Here is a 16,386-nt window from a genome sequence, read left to right as displayed (position 1 = left end):
ATGGCAGAAGAACTTAAAGTAAGATACTCAGATAAGGACCTTGACGAGTTTAGGGCCTTGATTGAGGAAAAAATGGATAAGGCCAAACAACATTTGGAACTTTTAAAAAGTTCTTACATGAATGATGGCAACAATGGTACGGACGACACTTCGCCGACTTTTAAGGCTTTTGAGGAAGGTTCCGAGACCATGAGCAAGGAAGCCAACACACAATTGGCCATCCGTCAGGAGAAATTTATTCGTGACCTTAAGAGCGCGCTTTTGCGAATTGAAAATAAAACATACGGCATCTGCCGTGTTACCGGTAAGCTCATCAACAAAGAGCGTTTGAAGTTGGTACCCCATGCCACATTGAGCATTGAGGCCAAGAACATGCAGAAATAATAAAAACGCCTCAGGGCGTTTTTTGTTTATGAGACCACTGTTCGTTTTAGTTGGACTTTTATTTCTTGTGCAGGTACAGGGACAAAAACTGGTAAAGAAGGCATTTATCGGTCCCCGAACCCAATCCATTCAAATAGATGCCCAGAATTGCTACCAGATTGACCTCCAAACCGCCAAGACCAAGGAAGTTCAGGTTGAGGCAAGCATTGAAGGCGAATACGCCAAGGATTTGCTGGTTTCCATTGAAGAAAAAGGAACAACGGTTCGCATAAGCGCAGGTTTCCATCCTAACTTCATTAACCCCAATGACAAGCTAAGTGCCCATAAAGTGGTTTCCATTGCATTGCATATTACTGTGCCCCAATACAAGGAAGTAACTGTATTTGGAACCAACAGCAATGTTGAGGTGGAAGGCAAATACCAAAGTTTGGATGTAACACTTTCCGATGGTAGATGTGCCTTGAACAATGTTTCCGAAACGGTGGAAGTCACTACCCAAAAAGGAGACATTTGGTTACGGACCGATAGCGGAAACATTCTAGCGGAAAGCGCATACGGGCATGTGGAAAAGGCCCAAATCCCAACTGGACAAAACCAATATACCCTGAAGACTGTGGAAGGAAACATCCACCTTAGGAAAACTAAATAATATCCCTATTTTTGCAACCACTTTTTAACGGCATGAATCTAAAGAAATCCCTCATAATCATCGTATTGATCCTCCTTGTTGACCAAATAAGCAAGGTCTACATTAAGACCCATTTTATTTTGGGAGAATCAAATAGTGTATTTGGATGGTTTAAGATTCTTTTTATTGAAAATGAAGGAGCTGCCTGGGGAACCAAGTTGAGCGACCTTCTGCCTATTTCTGAATCAGTTGGAAAACTTGTTTTAACGGTTTTCCGGATTTTTGCCGTGTTCGGTATTGGCTACTGGCTTTGGGACATTGTAAAGAAACAATCGCCCCGAACCTTGATTTTGGCGGTATCCCTCATTTTTGCAGGAGCTTTGGGGAACATCATCGACTCCGTTTTTTACGGAATTATTTTTGACCATAGCAATGGACAAGTAGCAACCCTATTTGCCAGTGAACCGTATGGTAGCTTATTTCACGGTAAGGTGGTGGACATGCTCTATTTTCCATTGATTGATACAACATGGCCTGATTGGGTCCCTTCGGTGGGTGGACAACGATTCCGCTTTTTTGAGCCTGTTTTCAATATTGCGGACACCGCAATTAGTACTGGGGTTGGTATATTGATTGTCTTCAACAAAAAGGCTTTCCCTAAAAAATCAGAGCAACCTCAAGAAGTTGTGGATCAAAACGTATAAGTCTTTCCAGGAGTAATGCAGTAATCCAACTGCACATCATTTTCATGGACATCGGTGATGGCATTCTCTTCTGGTCCAAATAACGAAAGTCCAACTTTAACGGTTTCTTCCCTGCAATTGCTCAAAAAGGTATCATAATATCCCTTTCCGTAACCAACGCGATGTCCTTTGAGATCAAAAGCCAAAAGAGGAACAAAAACCACGTCAATTTTGTTTTCAGGAATTAAAATTCCATCTACGGGTTCGGGAATGCCCCATTTATTTTTTTTGATGGGTGTACTATCGGTTAACAGATAGTTTTCCAAGGTGTTTGCTCCTTGCGTTTTTGGAATCACAACGTTTTTGTCCTTTCCTTGGAGAAGTGTAATGAGCGGAAGTGTATCGATTTCGTTTATTTCTTCGATGCTCAAAAAGATATGGAAATAAAAAAAATCCCAAACAGGGATTTGTAGTGCATGATTTGCTAGATCCATACTCAAATCTGAAATTTGCGAAGCTGTAAAGTTCGTTCTCAGATTTTTGTATTTTTTTCTTAGTTCATGTTTCAACATCTAGGTGAATGCTGAAGATTTCGGGGTGTGTTTTGGGGCAAAAACGTACTACTCTCCTCGTGTTGATACCGAGAAGAAGATTTTGAAGAAAAGCATCAAAATCAAATACATTCCCAAAACGATAACATAGTTTTCCATAGAATTGTATTTATACCGTTAAATGTAAGTAAAACAATTTTAAAAATCACCACGAAATGCACTTTTAATCGATGAAATGCATGATTTTTATCAATTGTTTAACAATTTAGACTCGTTCTAAGAGTCGGATTGGAGGTTTTCCATACTTTTTTTAGGGAAAAACCACAGTTTGCGAACTTATCCAAATACTTGACAATCTTTTAGGTATGTAGAATCTGTACAGAAGAATACGCCACTGGTAAAGTCAAACTAAGAAAGCGTCAAGTTTAACAGGATACACTACAATTAAAATATAACTTTGTTAAAAGTAGATTAAGAAAATCTCCTTAACCGTTTATGTCCGACCCATCCATCAATGTTCAAATAAGTGTGCTTCCCAACGGACCGGGAGTATATCAATTTTACGATTCGGATGGAAAAATCCTATATGTGGGCAAAGCTAAGAACCTAAAAAAGAGGGTCTCTTCGTATTTCAACAAAAAGCAAGAGTACGGTAAGACCCGGGTTTTGGTTAAAAAAATACGCAGTATCAAGCATATTGTGGTGCCCACCGAATCCGATGCACTGTTGTTGGAAAACAACCTGATCAAAAAACTACAGCCCAGATACAACGTAATGCTCAAGGATGATAAATCGTATCCTTGGATTTGCATCAAAAACGAACGCTTTCCCAGAATTTTTCCAACCCGAAAATTGATCAAGGACGGATCGGAGTACTTTGGCCCCTACACCAGCATGAAAACGGTAAGAACCTTGCTAGATCTGGTAAAAAGCCTGTACCCTTTACGAACCTGCAATTATGACCTCTCGGAGGAAAAAATTGAAGCAGGTAAATATAAGGTATGCTTGGAATACCATTTGGGCAATTGCTTGGGACCTTGCGAGGGATTACAGACGGAGGCCGAATATCACGGACAGATTGAGGACATTCGGCAAATCATAAAAGGGAACCTACGAAGCTCGTTGCAGACCTTTAAACAGCAGATGAACGTGTTTGCGGAAAAAATGGAGTTTGAAAAAGCCCAGCGCATCAAGGATAAAATTGATGTTTTGGAAAACTATCAAGCCAAGTCCACGGTGGTCAATCCAAAAATAAACAATGTGGATGTGTTCAGCATTGTGTCCGATGAAACCCATGGCTATATCAACTTTTTGCAACTTTCACATGGCTCCATTGTTCGGTCACACACCCTTGAAATCAAGAAAAAACTGGAGGAAACGGATGAAGAGTTGCTTCAGTTGGCCATTACCGAGATACGACAGCGATTCAATTCGCAATCCAGGGAAATTTATTTGCCCTTTCCTGTTGAGGTGGAGGAATCCTTAAAAGTAACCTTGCCCAAATTGGGAGATAAACGCAGGATTTTGGAACTTTCTGAACGCAATGCCCGGTTTTACCGTCAGGATAGATTGAAGCAAATCAAAATCGTTGACCCGGACAGGCATACCAAAAGGATCATGGCCCAGATGAAAGCGGATTTACGACTATCCGTTGAGCCTACCCATATTGAATGTTTTGATAATTCCAACATTCAAGGAAGCAACCCTGTGGCCGCATGTGTTGTCTTTAAGAATGGAAAGCCATCCAAAAAGGACTATCGGCATTTCAATATAAAAACTGTTGAGGGGCCAGATGACTTTGCAAGTATGGAAGAAGTGGTGTTCCGGCGATACAAACGATTGCTCAATGAGGAAGAACCCCTGCCACAGCTTATCGTGATTGATGGGGGCAAGGGCCAATTGTCTTCCGCATTGAAAAGTTTGGAATTGTTGGGACTTCGGGGCAAGATTGCCATTATTGGCATTGCCAAACGGTTGGAGGAGATTTATTTTCCGGGAGATTCCGTTCCTTTATATTTAGATAAAAGGTCCGAAACCTTAAAAATCATTCAACAGTTGCGGAATGAAGCCCACCGTTTTGGGATCACGCACCATCGGAACAAGCGGAGTAAGGGGGCCATTGGTTCAGAATTGGAACGGATAGAAGGCATTGGCGAAAAAACCGCTGAACAGTTATTAAAGAGCTTTAAATCCGTCAAACGGATAAAGGAGGCTTCCATTGAAAGTTTGGCCGAATCTGTGGGAATGGCAAAGGCAAAAAAAATCTATAAATCCTTTCACTGACGATATGGGTATAAAATATATTTCTTTAGCGATAGCCATCATTTTTTCAGGAGTTTTGGGGATGGCCCAAACTTCGGAAAATGATACTCCACCAAAGGTGGGGCTGGTGCTCAGTGGAGGAGGAGCCAAAGGACTGGCCCATATCGGCGCACTTAAGGTAATAGAGGAAGCAGGGGTTAAAATCGATTACATTGGAGGCACTAGCATGGGGGCCATTGTCGGGGCGTTATATGCGTCTGGCTATTCGGCCAGCGAACTGGATTCCATTTTTAGGGTGACCGATTTCACCAAACTCATTCAGGATAATGTGCCCAGAGGCGCTAAAACCTTTTATGAGAAGGAAGATTCGGAACGATACGCCTTAGCCCTGCCCTTCACCAATTTCAGTATTTCGTTTCCGCAGGCCATTTCAGGAGGGCAGAATATTTATAATGAATTGGTTCGATTGCTCTATCATGTAAAGGACGTTCACGATTTTAGAAAACTGCCCATTCCGTTTCTGTGTATGGCCACCAATGTTGAGACGGGCGAAGAGGTGCTGTTGGATCATGGGTATTTGCCTGAAGCCATCATGGCGAGTGGAACATTTCCGTCATTGTTCGAGCCTTCCGAGATAGATGGGGATATTTTGATTGATGGTGGTGTGGTGAACAACTACCCCATCGATAAAATTAAAGATACCGGGGCCGACTTTATCATTGGTGTGGATGTGCAGCACAATCTCTCTACACGGGAATCATTGATGTCTGCAACTGAAATTTTACTGCAAATCAATAATTACAGGACTGTCAATGATATGAAGAAAAAGTCCGAAGGAACAGATATCTACATTCGCCCCGAGATTGATGACTTTTCCGTAATTGATTTCGGTAGAAGTACGGCTATTGTGAAAAGTGGGGAGGAAGCGGCCCGGATAAAGGAACCTGAACTCTTGGCCTTGGCCCAAAGACAACGAAACGTGCCTCCCCGAAAAAAGCGGGTCCAGCCAATGGACAGCCTTACGATCAATAGGATGATCATAACGGGAAATGATCAATATACCCGGGGCTACATCAAGGGAAAACTAAGGTTCAATTTGGCGGAACAGATTTCTTTTGACGACTTAAAACAGGGAATGAACAACCTCTCGGCCACGGGTAACTTCAAGGCCATTCGGTACGAGCTGAATTCAAATGGGCTGGGAACGGACTTGGTTTTAAAGCTTAAGGAAAACCCCACCAAAATGTTCCTGAAACTTTCTGCCCACTATGATGACCTTTACAAAAGTGCGGCCCTTATCAATCTCACCAAGAAGAATCTTTTTATGAAGGATGATGTGGGTTCATTTGACTTCATTTTAGGAGATCATTTGCGGTACAACATGCAATATTATTTGGATAAGGGATATTACTGGAGTTTTGGCGTAAATTCCAGATTCACGGATTTCAATGAAGAAATTGACTTTGGGCTGATTCGGTCCAACTTTAATGTCCCCAACGATCCCAATATTCGTCAAATCAATTTGGATGTCACCGATTTGACCAATCAAATTTACCTACAGACCGTCTTGCAAGAAGAATTTGCATTTACCCTTGGGGCAGAACACAAGCTTTTGCGCTACAGTACCCGAACCCTGAACCAGTTGGAAGGTGAGGTTGCAGAAGAATCATTGGCCAGTCCACCAGAACGGACCTACTTTGAAAATTCCAACTACTTCAGCACTTTTGGTAAAATTACCTTGGACACCTATGATGATAAATATTTTCCCACCAAGGGACTCCTTTTTGACAGTGACTTCCATTTGTATTTGTTTTCTTCTGATTTCAATGAAAACTTCAAGGAATTTTCAGTGGGTAAGGCGAAGTTGGGTACGGTCATTCCCATATTTCATAACCTAAGTTTAAATGTTGAAGCAGATGGAGGTGTTAAATTGGGAACTTCTGGGGTAACCTCTTTTGATTTTGTGCTGGGTGGTTTTGGAAATGACTTTGTGAACAATTTTGTTCCATTCTTTGGGTATGATTTTTTAAGTATCCCTGGGAACAGCTTTGTAAAAGCATATGGAAGGTTGGATTATCGGTTTGCCCCAAAGAATCATCACCTGCTTTTATCGGCCAATTTCGCCAATGTGGATGACGACCTTTTTAGGACCGGGGATTGGTTTTCAGAGCCCACCTATTCAGGGTTTGGTTTAGGCTATGGTTTTGAGTCCATAATTGGCCCGATACAGATTTATTATTCATGGAGCCCCGAGATAAAAAATGACAGTATTTTCTTCAGTATTGGCTATTGGTTCTAGGTAACGGAAAATTCATCAAAGCCCCAGTTTTTCTTAAGAAATTGCCAAAAAATACCCAAGAAACCATCAATCTGGGGTAAGTTAAGTTAAAGTCCGTTAAAAACTTATTTTCCTACAAGGCCTTAATGTATCTTTACATCACATAAGGGGTGGTTCCCTTATAACTTTAAGTATTGGTTTTTCATAATTTAAAGTTTGGTTGGTTATTTAGGAAAAGCCCAGTTTTAAGACTGGGCTTTTTTTTTACATACTATTTTGGAATAACTTTTGTTTAAGTAAGTGTAAAGCGCATAGCCCCATAAGCGATTTTATTAATTTTACAGTAATCAAAGAGGTCATGAAAAAAATATTGATCGTATTAAACCTACTTATTGCAACATCTGTATTGGGGCAAAAGTTTCAGCCGGCTTACAAATCGGGGGAGTGGTTAAAGTTCCGAATCCACTATGGGATTTTAAACGCAAGCTATGCCACATTGCACCTTACTTCGGACACCTTGGACAGTATTCCTGTATATCATGTAGTGGGCGAAGGTAAGACCACAGGCTTTGCCAGTATTTTTTTTAAGGTTGATGACACCTATGAAAGCTATTTTGGCAGGAAGAATGGAAAACCGTATCGCTTTGTGAGAAAGATAGATGAAGGAGGCTACACCAAGGATATCGAAATTGATTTTGACTACAAGGAAGAGATGGCCGTTCTTAGGGACAATAAGAATGGGACTGAACAGCGAATCCCAGTCCACAATAAAATCCAGGACCTTATCTCGGCTTCCTATTTTATGAGGAACAACTATAATCTGGAAGAATTTGAGGAAGGACAATTCATAAATCTAGACATGTTGTTTGATGATGACGGTGTTTTTCAGTTTAAATTGAAATATTTAGGAAAAGAAGTACTCCGAACCAAGTTTGGAAAGGTGGAATGTCTTAAATTTAGGCCATTGGTTCAGTCGGGTCGTGTTTTTAAAGAAAAAGAGAGTCTTACGCTCTGGGTTTCAAATGATTTGAACAAAATTCCGATCAGAATCAAGGCGGATTTGGCAGTAGGTTCGTTAAAAGCCGACTTGGAAGCTTACAACGGACTTAGAAACCAGTTTAAAATAATAATGGATTAGTTTGGATGAAGAATGAAGAGCGAATTGAGTCCCAAATCAATAAGCTTGAGGAAAAGTACAAAAACTCTGGTCAGGACCTAAGCTCTTACCTAGATGGACTGCTCTACCAGAGATACCTTACCTATTGGGACTATATACATTTGGATACATTGTTGAGCCTTCAGGTGCCGCGCACCCATTTTCCCGATGAGGAAATCTTCATCATGTACCACCAAATCACCGAACTTTATTTTAAGCTCATCATCCACGAGCAAAAACAGATTGTGGACGATCGCTCGCAAGACCTTCAATTCTTTATTGAAAAAGTAAGCAGGATCAACAACTACTTCAAGGCGCTTATTTCATCGTTCAGCATTATGATCAAGGGAATGCAGCGGGAGCAGTTTTTGCGATATCGAATGGCATTATTGCCCGCTAGTGGATTTCAATCGGCGCAATACCGAATGATAGAACTCTACGCAACCCCATTGGAAAACTTGGTGCACCTCTCTGAGCGAGACGATTTTTCATCAAACGAGAGCATTGAGGAGCTTTTTGAGCATATCTACTGGAAAAATGGGGCAACCGACAAGGCCACTGGCGAAAAGACCTTGACCCTGAAGCAATTTGAGATTCGGTATACCCCCCGACTGCTCAGAATTGCCAATCAAGTCAAAGGAAATACCATATACCATAAATACCTGCAACTGCCTGAAACATCGAGGAATAATAAAGAATTGATTACGGCGTTAAAGGAATTGGATATGAACGCCAACGTAAATTGGCCATTGATGCACATGGGCTCTGCCTATAGGTATTTGGCCAAGGAGAACCAAGAAATTGATGCCACAGGAGGCACCAATTGGAAACAGTATTTACCACCCAGTTTTCAGAAAATAATATTTTTCCCAACTTTGTACTCAGAAAATGAGCTGGATACATGGGGAAAACAATGGGTGGACCATATTTTTAATCCAGCAAATAAGGAATACAAGGAACAAGATTAGAATGCGAAAATTTTTTGGGGCAATTTTGACACTGGTTGTTCTGGTGTCATGCAAGGAAGACAAGATTGTAGTGGAAGATGAATTGGTTAAAGTGGAAGCCATAGAAAAACCACCAATCACTCATTTTGGGTTTAACTTGGAAAACTTCAATGTGGTCCATGATACTGTCCGCCGAGGCGATAGCTTTGGGGAACTTATGCTCAAAAACAAGGTGGACTATCCAAAAATCGCCACCATTTCCGAAAAATTCAAGGACACCTTCGATGTACGAATGATCAAAGTGGGCAAACCCTACATCATTCTTAAATCCAAGGATACTTCTGAGGTTGCTGAAATCTTCATCTATCAAAATGACAAGATCAATTACACGGTTGTTGATCTAAGGGACAGCGTGACCGCTTATAAAAGCAAGAAAAAGGTCCGCTTGATGGAACGCGAGGTAGGCGGCGTGATCAATAACAACCTTTCCGAAACTCTGGACAATCTGGGCGTGGATTATAATGTGACCATTGACCTTTCTGAAATTTATGCGTGGACCATTGACTTTTTTCGATTGGAAAAAGGGGATAAGTTCAAAGTGATTTTTGATGAACGCTACATCAATGACACCATTTATGCCGGTCGAGGTCCTATAAAAGCTGCCCTTTTTGAACATAAGGGAAAAACAATCTACGCATTTCCGTATGTGACCGATTCGTTGAAGAACATTCTGGACTATTATGATCAAGATGCCAACAACTTGCGGAGCACCTTCCTAAGGGCACCTATAAAGTTTGGGTATCGACTGTCATCGCGCTATAACCTAAACCGAAGAATTGCCTACTATGGCTATAAGGTAAGGCCCCACAAAGGAACCGATTATGCCGCTCCAATCGGTACACCCATCATCGCCACTGCTGATGGTACCGTTACCGAATCTACCCGAAGAGGGGGGAATGGAAAATATGTGAAAATCCGACATAATGGAACGTATAGCACCCAGTACCTTCACATGCAAAAACAAAAGGTAAAAAAGGGAGAGTTTGTTCGCCAAGGTGATGTTATTGGATGGATTGGAATGACAGGAAATACGGGTGGCCCCCATGTATGCTACCGCTTTTGGAAAAATGGGCATCAGGTAGATCCGTTGCGTGAAAAGCTTCCTACCGCAGAACCGATTGCTGATTCCTTGCGTACCAACTATATCACCCATATAGAACCATTGAAAGAGCAATTGGATTGCATAGAGTTCGTTGATCCAACCCCAGAACCCGAAGAGAACCTATTAACTTATAACCAGTAATGGCTTTACCCAAAATCAATCCTACCACAACAAACGCTTGGAAAAAACTTTCTGACCACTATAAAAAACAAAGCAACACCCACCTAAGAGAACTCTTTGCCGAGGATGCCAATCGCGGTAAAGCGTTCAATATACAATGGAAGGATTTCTTGGTGGACTACTCCAAAAACCGAATTACCCAAGAAACCTTGGACCTATTGCTGGAGTTGGCCGAAGAGGTAAAATTGAAAGAGGCCATGACAGGTTACTTTAAAGGTGACCTTATCAACCAAACAGAAGGAAGGGCAGTTCTCCATACCGCACTTAGAGCCAATAAAGGAGATACTATTTTAGTTGATGGTGAAAATGTGGTTGAAGAAGTTTACGAAGTAAAGGAAAAGATAAAGTCGTTCTCGGAGGCCATAATTTCTGGGGATAAAAAAGGCTTTAGCGGAAAAGCATTCACGGATATTGTCAATATCGGTATTGGTGGGTCCGATTTAGGTCCGGCCATGGTTACAGAGGCCCTAAAGTTTTACAAAAACCACCTAAAAGTCCATTTTGTGAGCAATGTGGATGGTGATCACGTTCATGAAGTGCTAAAGGAGCTCAATCCAGAAACGACCTTATTTGTTATTGTCTCCAAAACCTTCACCACCCAGGAAACACTGAGCAATGCCATGACCATTAAGAAATGGTTCTTGAAACACGCATCCCAAAAAGAAGTAGCCAAACATTTTGTGGCCGTTTCCACCAATCTGGAAAAAATTGCGGAGTTTGGGATTGCGGATGACAATGTTTTCCCCATGTGGGATTGGGTTGGAGGTCGTTTTTCGCTTTGGAGCGCTGTTGGACTGTCCATTGCACTTTCCGTGGGCTATCAAAATTTTGATGCCCTCTTGGCAGGAGCCCATGAAATGGACAATCACTTTAAGGAAACCCCTTTTTCTGAAAACATTCCGGTAATTCTGGCCTTGTTGAGCATTTGGTACAATAATTTTTATGGGGCCGAAACCGAAGCTATCATTCCATATACCCAATATTTACATCGCTTTTCGGCCTATTTGCAGCAAGGCATCATGGAAAGTAATGGTAAAAGTGTGGACCGCGCCGGAAATCGGGTAGGACATCAGACGGGAACCATTATCTGGGGGGAACCGGGAACCAATTCGCAACATGCCTTCTTTCAATTGATTCACCAAGGAACAAAATTGATCCCAACGGATTTTATCGGTTTCAAAGAGTCGTTGCATGGCGATGTGGACCATCACAATAAATTAATGGCCAACTTCTTTGCGCAGACTGAAGCCTTAATGAACGGAAAAACGGCAGATGAGGTAAAAAGCGAATTGAAATCGCAGGGTATTTCAGGAGAAGAATTGGAAGCGTTATTCCCTTTCAAAGTATTTGAAGGCAACAAACCCACCAATACCATATTAATAAATAAGCTCACACCCAAAAGTCTTGGGGCGCTGATTGCCCTTTATGAGCACAAAATATTCGTACAGGGTGTGGTTTGGAACATTTTTAGCTACGATCAATGGGGTGTGGAATTGGGCAAGCAATTGGCCAAGAATATTCTTAGCGACATTGAAAATTCAGAAATTGGCAAACACGATAGCTCTACGTTGCATCTTTTGCAATATTTTAAGAGCTAATCAGGTAGGTTTTTATTTGTTAAGAAAAACCATAAGCAATTGTTTGTCAACTGTTTTTGTTTGTTAATTTTGTGTTAACTGTAAAGGAGTCTTTTTAACCTTGGCTTAATCGCCGAATGTCAAAAATGAAGCACATTTGCAGGGCAAATTAAACACTTAAACACTGAATAATGAAAAAATTCTACTTGGCTGTTGTAGCGATTTTCGTGTCTGCAATAGCATTTTCACAAGGAACAATTACTGGTACTGTAGTGGACGGCGAGCTTGGTGGCCCGCTTCCAGGAGCCAGTGTGGTAGTTAAAGGTACTTCTACGGGTACTTCTACCGATTTTGATGGGAACTTTACATTGAATGTAAGTCAATCTTCAGGAACATTGGTTATCTCTTACATTGGGTTTGTAACACAGAACCTTTCATTTAGTTCGGTAGGGAGCGTAGGAACCATTTCGCTTCAACCAGATGCTGAAGAGTTGGAAGGCGTTATTGTTACTGGAGTTATGGATATCGCTAAGGATAGGCAGACTCCAGTTGCTATTTCTACCATTAGAGCAGCTGAAATTCAAGAGAAACTTGGTTCTCAAGAATTTCCTGAAATTTTGAAATCTACCCCATCCATTTATGTAACCAAACAAGGAGGTGGATTTGGTGATGCTAGAATCAATATTCGTGGATTTGACACAAACAATTCTGCCGTAATGATTAATGGTATGCCTGTTAATGATATGGAAAACGGACAAGTATATTGGAGTAACTGGGCTGGACTTTCTGATGTAACTTCTGCAATGCAGGTTCAAAGAGGTCTGGGATCATCCAAACTTGCAATTTCATCCGTTGGTGGTACCATTAATGTCGTCACCAAGGCGGCAGATAAAAAAGAAGGTGGTGCCGTTTCAACAACAATTGGAAACAACAACTATCTTAAAACGCTTGCATCTTATAATACCGGATTAATGGAGAACGGATTGTCTGCTTCTTTGTTGTTGAGTAGAACAGCGGGTGATGGTTATGCCGATGGAACCAGTTTTGAAGGATTGAACTACTTTTTTGCTTTGGGCTATAACCCAAACAATGACCATAGCTTTCAGTTCACGGTAACTGGAGCTCCCCAACAACACAATCAAAGAAGTTTTGCACCTACCATTAATGATTACATAAGATTTGGTAATGGCACCGATCCAGACATCCGGTACAATAGTGATTGGGGCTATAGGAATGGTAAGGAATTTACTTTTGGCGGAAACTTCTATCATAAGCCAGTTGCGTCAATTAACTGGGATTGGAACATTTCTGATCGTTCGTCGCTTTCAACTGTAGTTTATGCGTCATTTGGCCGTGGTGGATCGATAGGGTCAATTGGTAGGATCAATGGTAATCAATCCTTTTCATCCACATTCAAAACTGAAGATGGATTGATTAGGGTAGATGATATCATCGCATGGAACCAAGGAGCTAATATTCCAGATTTTGGGGCCCCAAGGGAAACCTATACTTTTGGAGGTGAGTTGGCCAATCAAGGTTTGTTCGTAAATGGAAATAACAACTCTTTTGGGTTTGAGGATGATTTTTCATACACTAGAGGACCAGAAAATGGTATCTCACAAAGATCTTCCGTTAACTCACATAACTGGTTCGGGACAATCATAAACTTCAACAACGAAATCAACGATAACTGGAGCTGGGATTTAGGTGTTGATCTTCGAACGTATAAAGGATATCACTACAGAAGATTGGTGGATTTATTGGGAGCAGATTATTATGTTGACAATGACAACATAAACGATACCTTTAATTTCATTCAAGAAACCTACGCGCCTACCATCAAGAACACTCTTAATGTATTCAAGAATATTGACGATGAAGAAAAAATAGATTACTATAACCTAGGTTTTGTAAGATGGACAGGTGCTTTCGGACAACTAGAGTACAACAAGGACAATATTTCCGCTTTTGTTCAAGGTTCAATCTCAAATCAAGGATTTAAAAGAGAAGACCCTTTCAATTATTTGGATTCTGACTCGGAGCAAGAAACTGAGTGGGTAAATAAGCTTGGAGGAAACATTAAAGGTGGTCTTAACTTGAATTTGGATGAGAAGAACAATGTTTTTGCAAACGCAGGTTACTATGTGAAGCAACCCCTTTTTGACGCTGTATTCTTGAACTTTGTAAACGACATTAACCCAGAACTTACCAACGAAAAGATTTTGGGGCTTGAATTAGGTTATGGGTTTAGATCATCCTTTTTTAATGCCAATGTGAACTTATATAGAACTTCTTGGAAAGACAGATTTGTATCAGACAGCTATACCAGATTAGATGGTGGCGGAAATGTGGTTTTCCAAGGGTCGGTAAACTACAATGGTGTTCAACAGGTTCACACAGGTGTTGAAGTGGATTTTGTGGCCAAACCATCTACCTTTATTAGCTTCAATGGAATGCTTTCTGTCGGTAACTGGGAATATTCAGGGAATCCATCGGGTACTGTTTTTGATAATGGTAACAACCCTGTGGGTGAAGCAAATCTTATTTTGGATGGCGTAAAGGTCGGAGATGCTGCACAATTCACATCTTTATTAGGAGTGGATATTGAGCCAGTTGAGAGACTTTCATTTGATGTAAGTTGGTTCCATGCAGATAATTTGTATGCAGATTTCACTCCAGAGGATTTTGTTGATGAAGATAATGACGGCAGTGCTGATAGTGACTTTTTGTTGAAACTGCCTGCTTATGATTTGATTGATGCAGGCGTCTCATATAAAATGTTATTGGGAGCTGAAAAAACAAAATCTCTAAACTTAAGGCTAAACATTAATAATGTTTTTGATGAATTGTATATCTCAGAAGCGGAAACCAATTCATCACCTAATGATGATCCAGCAGATAACTGGAATGGTATAAACAGATTCAATAGAGTATTTTTTGGATTCGGAAGAACTTGGAATGTTAGTTTAAGATACAATTTCTAGCGCTCATAAGTAAAGAATTGAAAACCCTGCCCATCGGCAGGGTTTTTTTATGTTCAAATTCGTTATTTTTAGAACCGAAAACTACTCAAAATGGAAATTATCAAGAACCTTCACTCGTATCTTGCCTACATTGTATTGGCTGTACTTATCATTGCAGTCGCAAATGCAATCATGGGTTGGCTGGGCAAAAAAGACTTCACTTTACACAAAGACCTTAGAATTAGTCTTTTCGCGCTCATCCTAAGCCACATTCAGCTTTTGGTTGGGCTTATCCTGTACTTCGTCTCAGCTAATGGCCTAAAGGCCATACAGTCGTTGGGCATGGGAGGACTAAACGCTCCTGCACGCCTTTTGGCCGTGGAACACCCATTTATCAACATCATTGCTTTAGCGTTGATCACCATAGGGTGGTCTCGCCATAAAAAGTTTATGGAGAGCGACAAAAAATTCAAGACCATTGCCATTTTTTATGGTCTGGGCCTGTTGTTGATCCTGAGTCGCATCCCTTGGGGGCAGTGGTTTAGTTAAGGCTGTCATTCCCGCGAAAGCGGGAATCTCATTCTTTTTCTTTGATAAGAAATAAATACGCCGGGAAGTGATCACTGTATCCTGCCGTATAGCTTCCGCCTGAATACGTTCTAAGCGGGTAGCCCTTGTATTTTCCCTCGGTGGTTCTGATGAAAGAAGGGGAAAAGATACCTGCTTTCCAATAAGACAGTGACTCTTTTTCTCTGTTCACCAAATTTGAAGTCATAAAAAACTGATCAAAAAGGTTCCATTTATCCCGATACGCCAATGACCCGATTCCCTTTTTATAAAGTTCTTCCATGGGGTTAAAAAGGCTAACACTATCCAGTTGTTTGGTCTTGCCCTTGGTTTTTAGAATACTTTTTAGACTATCGTCTCGGGGGTCATCGTTCAGGTCACCCATACAAATGATCTTGGCCTTCCAGTTGAGGTTTTGAATGGAATCTATGATACGTTTGTTCAACAATGCCGCCCTGACCCTTTTGGGATTGCTTCTGGCTGCACCACCTCGTCGAGAGGGCCAGTGGTTCACCAAAAAATAGACATCTTCGCCGTCCATGTGCCCACCGACTACGAGCTGGTCTCGGGTGTAAACCCTTTCACTCAAATCATCGAACAATAAAAGTCTATGACTCTTAAAGGAAGTGGGCAAATAGGACGACTTTTTATAGAGCAAAGCCACATCAATACCCCGGGCATCAGGAGAGTCAAAATGAATAATCCCATAATCCTTGTGGATCAAGTTGGGATGATGGACAAGGTCTTCAACCACCTTTCTGTTTTCCACTTCGCACAAACCGATAATATCAGGAGAAGTTTTCGCGGTGTCCTCCCCTATTTTGGAAAGTACTTTTGAAATATGGTCAATCTTTCGCTCATAACGTTCCTGGGTCCAATGATAGCTACCTTCGGGCGTACGGTCATCATCAAAAATGAGGGAATCGTTCTCTGTATCAAACAGATTTTCAACATTGTAGAACGCTATGGTTCTTAGGGTATAGGTTTTGGACTTTTGTCCGTAAAGTGAGGTCGATATTAATACAAGTAGGCATATTAATAATCGCAT

At 41.1% G+C, this 16,386-nt stretch carries 13 protein-coding genes; 11 read left to right on the top strand and 2 right to left on the bottom strand.

Annotated features, from left to right (window positions below; genetic code table 11):
- The 3 genes from ACFSJE_RS09250 to ACFSJE_RS09240 are packed head-to-tail and all read left to right on the top strand — an operon-like array spanning position 1 to position 1,716.
- Entirely contained in the window at positions 1 to 384 is a 384-nt protein-coding gene (locus ACFSJE_RS09250; protein WP_379830706.1) for a TraR/DksA family transcriptional regulator, read from the top strand.
- 28 nt (positions 385 to 412) lie between these two features.
- The gene (locus ACFSJE_RS09245; RefSeq protein ID WP_379830705.1) at positions 413 to 1,033 is read left to right on the top strand and encodes a DUF4097 family beta strand repeat-containing protein; all 621 of its coding nucleotides are present in this window, start codon (positions 413 to 415) and stop codon (positions 1,031 to 1,033) included.
- Between the two features lie 32 nt (positions 1,034 to 1,065).
- Positions 1,066 to 1,716 (top strand): lipoprotein signal peptidase, encoded by a 651-nt coding sequence (locus ACFSJE_RS09240; RefSeq protein ID WP_379830704.1) that lies wholly within the window; start codon positions 1,066 to 1,068, stop codon positions 1,714 to 1,716.
- Here the strand turns inward: ACFSJE_RS09240 and ACFSJE_RS09235 are convergent.
- Positions 1,704 to 2,267, bottom strand: a complete 564-nt coding sequence (locus tag ACFSJE_RS09235; protein ID WP_379830703.1) for a 5-formyltetrahydrofolate cyclo-ligase — start codon at positions 2,265 to 2,267, stop codon at positions 1,704 to 1,706. The two genes, ACFSJE_RS09240 and ACFSJE_RS09235, sit on opposite strands and share 13 nt — an antisense overlap.
- Before the next feature lie 474 nt (positions 2,268 to 2,741).
- On the opposite strand from ACFSJE_RS09235, the gene uvrC reads away from it, so the two are divergent.
- The 8 genes from uvrC to ACFSJE_RS09195 all read left to right on the top strand — a co-directional run bounded on the left by uvrC (position 2,742) and on the right by ACFSJE_RS09195 (position 15,320).
- Positions 2,742 to 4,529 (top strand): excinuclease ABC subunit UvrC, encoded by a 1,788-nt coding sequence (uvrC, locus tag ACFSJE_RS09230; RefSeq protein ID WP_379830702.1) that lies wholly within the window; start codon positions 2,742 to 2,744, stop codon positions 4,527 to 4,529.
- A 4-nt stretch (positions 4,530 to 4,533) separates the two neighbouring features.
- Positions 4,534 to 6,807, top strand: coding sequence for a patatin-like phospholipase family protein (locus ACFSJE_RS09225; RefSeq protein ID WP_379830701.1), 2,274 nt, complete (start codon positions 4,534 to 4,536; stop codon positions 6,805 to 6,807).
- A gap of 337 nt (positions 6,808 to 7,144) precedes the next feature.
- Positions 7,145 to 7,924, top strand: coding sequence for a DUF3108 domain-containing protein (locus ACFSJE_RS09220; protein ID WP_379830700.1), 780 nt, complete (start codon positions 7,145 to 7,147; stop codon positions 7,922 to 7,924).
- A 5-nt stretch (positions 7,925 to 7,929) separates the two neighbouring features.
- Positions 7,930 to 8,910, top strand: coding sequence for a tryptophan 2,3-dioxygenase family protein (locus tag ACFSJE_RS09215; RefSeq protein WP_379830699.1), 981 nt, complete (start codon positions 7,930 to 7,932; stop codon positions 8,908 to 8,910).
- A gap of 1 nt (position 8,911) precedes the next feature.
- Positions 8,912 to 10,192 (top strand): M23 family metallopeptidase, encoded by a 1,281-nt coding sequence (locus ACFSJE_RS09210; RefSeq protein WP_379830698.1) that lies wholly within the window; start codon positions 8,912 to 8,914, stop codon positions 10,190 to 10,192.
- The gene (gene pgi / locus ACFSJE_RS09205; protein WP_379830697.1) at positions 10,192 to 11,829 is read left to right on the top strand and encodes a glucose-6-phosphate isomerase; all 1,638 of its coding nucleotides are present in this window, start codon (positions 10,192 to 10,194) and stop codon (positions 11,827 to 11,829) included. Before ACFSJE_RS09210 ends, pgi begins: the two co-directional genes overlap by 1 nt.
- Positions 11,830 to 11,999: 170 nt before the next feature.
- Complete coding sequence (locus ACFSJE_RS09200) at positions 12,000 to 14,792, top strand: TonB-dependent receptor (RefSeq protein ID WP_379830696.1); 2,793 nt, start codon at positions 12,000 to 12,002, stop codon at positions 14,790 to 14,792.
- A gap of 90 nt (positions 14,793 to 14,882) precedes the next feature.
- Positions 14,883 to 15,320, top strand: a complete 438-nt coding sequence (locus ACFSJE_RS09195; protein WP_379830695.1) for a hypothetical protein — start codon at positions 14,883 to 14,885, stop codon at positions 15,318 to 15,320.
- 28 nt (positions 15,321 to 15,348) lie between these two features.
- Here the strand turns inward: ACFSJE_RS09195 and ACFSJE_RS09190 are convergent, their stop codons facing one another.
- The gene (locus tag ACFSJE_RS09190; RefSeq protein WP_379830694.1) at positions 15,349 to 16,386 is read right to left on the bottom strand and encodes an endonuclease/exonuclease/phosphatase family protein; all 1,038 of its coding nucleotides are present in this window, start codon (positions 16,384 to 16,386) and stop codon (positions 15,349 to 15,351) included.

This window comes from Flagellimonas iocasae (genome assembly GCF_042682725.1).
Lineage (GTDB): Bacteria > Bacteroidota > Bacteroidia > Flavobacteriales > Flavobacteriaceae > Flagellimonas > Flagellimonas iocasae.
This window is presented reverse-complemented; position numbering and strand designations above follow the sequence as displayed.

What these genes read in the sequence shown, in the direction of transcription:
- ACFSJE_RS09210 (WP_379830698.1), top strand. Translation starts at nt 8,912, where the DNA reads ATGCGAAAATTTTTTGGGGCAATTTTGACACTGGTTGTTCTGGTGTCA.
- ACFSJE_RS09215 (WP_379830699.1), top strand. Translation starts at nt 7,930, where the DNA reads ATGAAGAATGAAGAGCGAATTGAGTCCCAAATCAATAAGCTTGAGGAA.
- ACFSJE_RS09225 (WP_379830701.1), top strand. Translation starts at nt 4,534, where the DNA reads ATGGGTATAAAATATATTTCTTTAGCGATAGCCATCATTTTTTCAGGA.
- ACFSJE_RS09235 (WP_379830703.1), bottom strand. Translation starts at nt 2,267, where the DNA reads ATGTTGAAACATGAACTAAGAAAAAAATACAAAAATCTGAGAACGAAC.
- uvrC (WP_379830702.1), top strand. Translation starts at nt 2,742, where the DNA reads ATGTCCGACCCATCCATCAATGTTCAAATAAGTGTGCTTCCCAACGGA.
- ACFSJE_RS09200 (WP_379830696.1), top strand. Translation starts at nt 12,000, where the DNA reads ATGAAAAAATTCTACTTGGCTGTTGTAGCGATTTTCGTGTCTGCAATA.
- ACFSJE_RS09195 (WP_379830695.1), top strand. Translation starts at nt 14,883, where the DNA reads ATGGAAATTATCAAGAACCTTCACTCGTATCTTGCCTACATTGTATTG.
- ACFSJE_RS09190 (WP_379830694.1), bottom strand. Translation starts at nt 16,386, where the DNA reads ATGCGATTATTAATATGCCTACTTGTATTAATATCGACCTCACTTTAC.
- ACFSJE_RS09250 (WP_379830706.1), top strand. Translation starts at nt 1, where the DNA reads ATGGCAGAAGAACTTAAAGTAAGATACTCAGATAAGGACCTTGACGAG.
- ACFSJE_RS09240 (WP_379830704.1), top strand. Translation starts at nt 1,066, where the DNA reads ATGAATCTAAAGAAATCCCTCATAATCATCGTATTGATCCTCCTTGTT.
- pgi (WP_379830697.1), top strand. Translation starts at nt 10,192, where the DNA reads ATGGCTTTACCCAAAATCAATCCTACCACAACAAACGCTTGGAAAAAA.
- ACFSJE_RS09220 (WP_379830700.1), top strand. Translation starts at nt 7,145, where the DNA reads ATGAAAAAAATATTGATCGTATTAAACCTACTTATTGCAACATCTGTA.
- ACFSJE_RS09245 (WP_379830705.1), top strand. Translation starts at nt 413, where the DNA reads ATGAGACCACTGTTCGTTTTAGTTGGACTTTTATTTCTTGTGCAGGTA.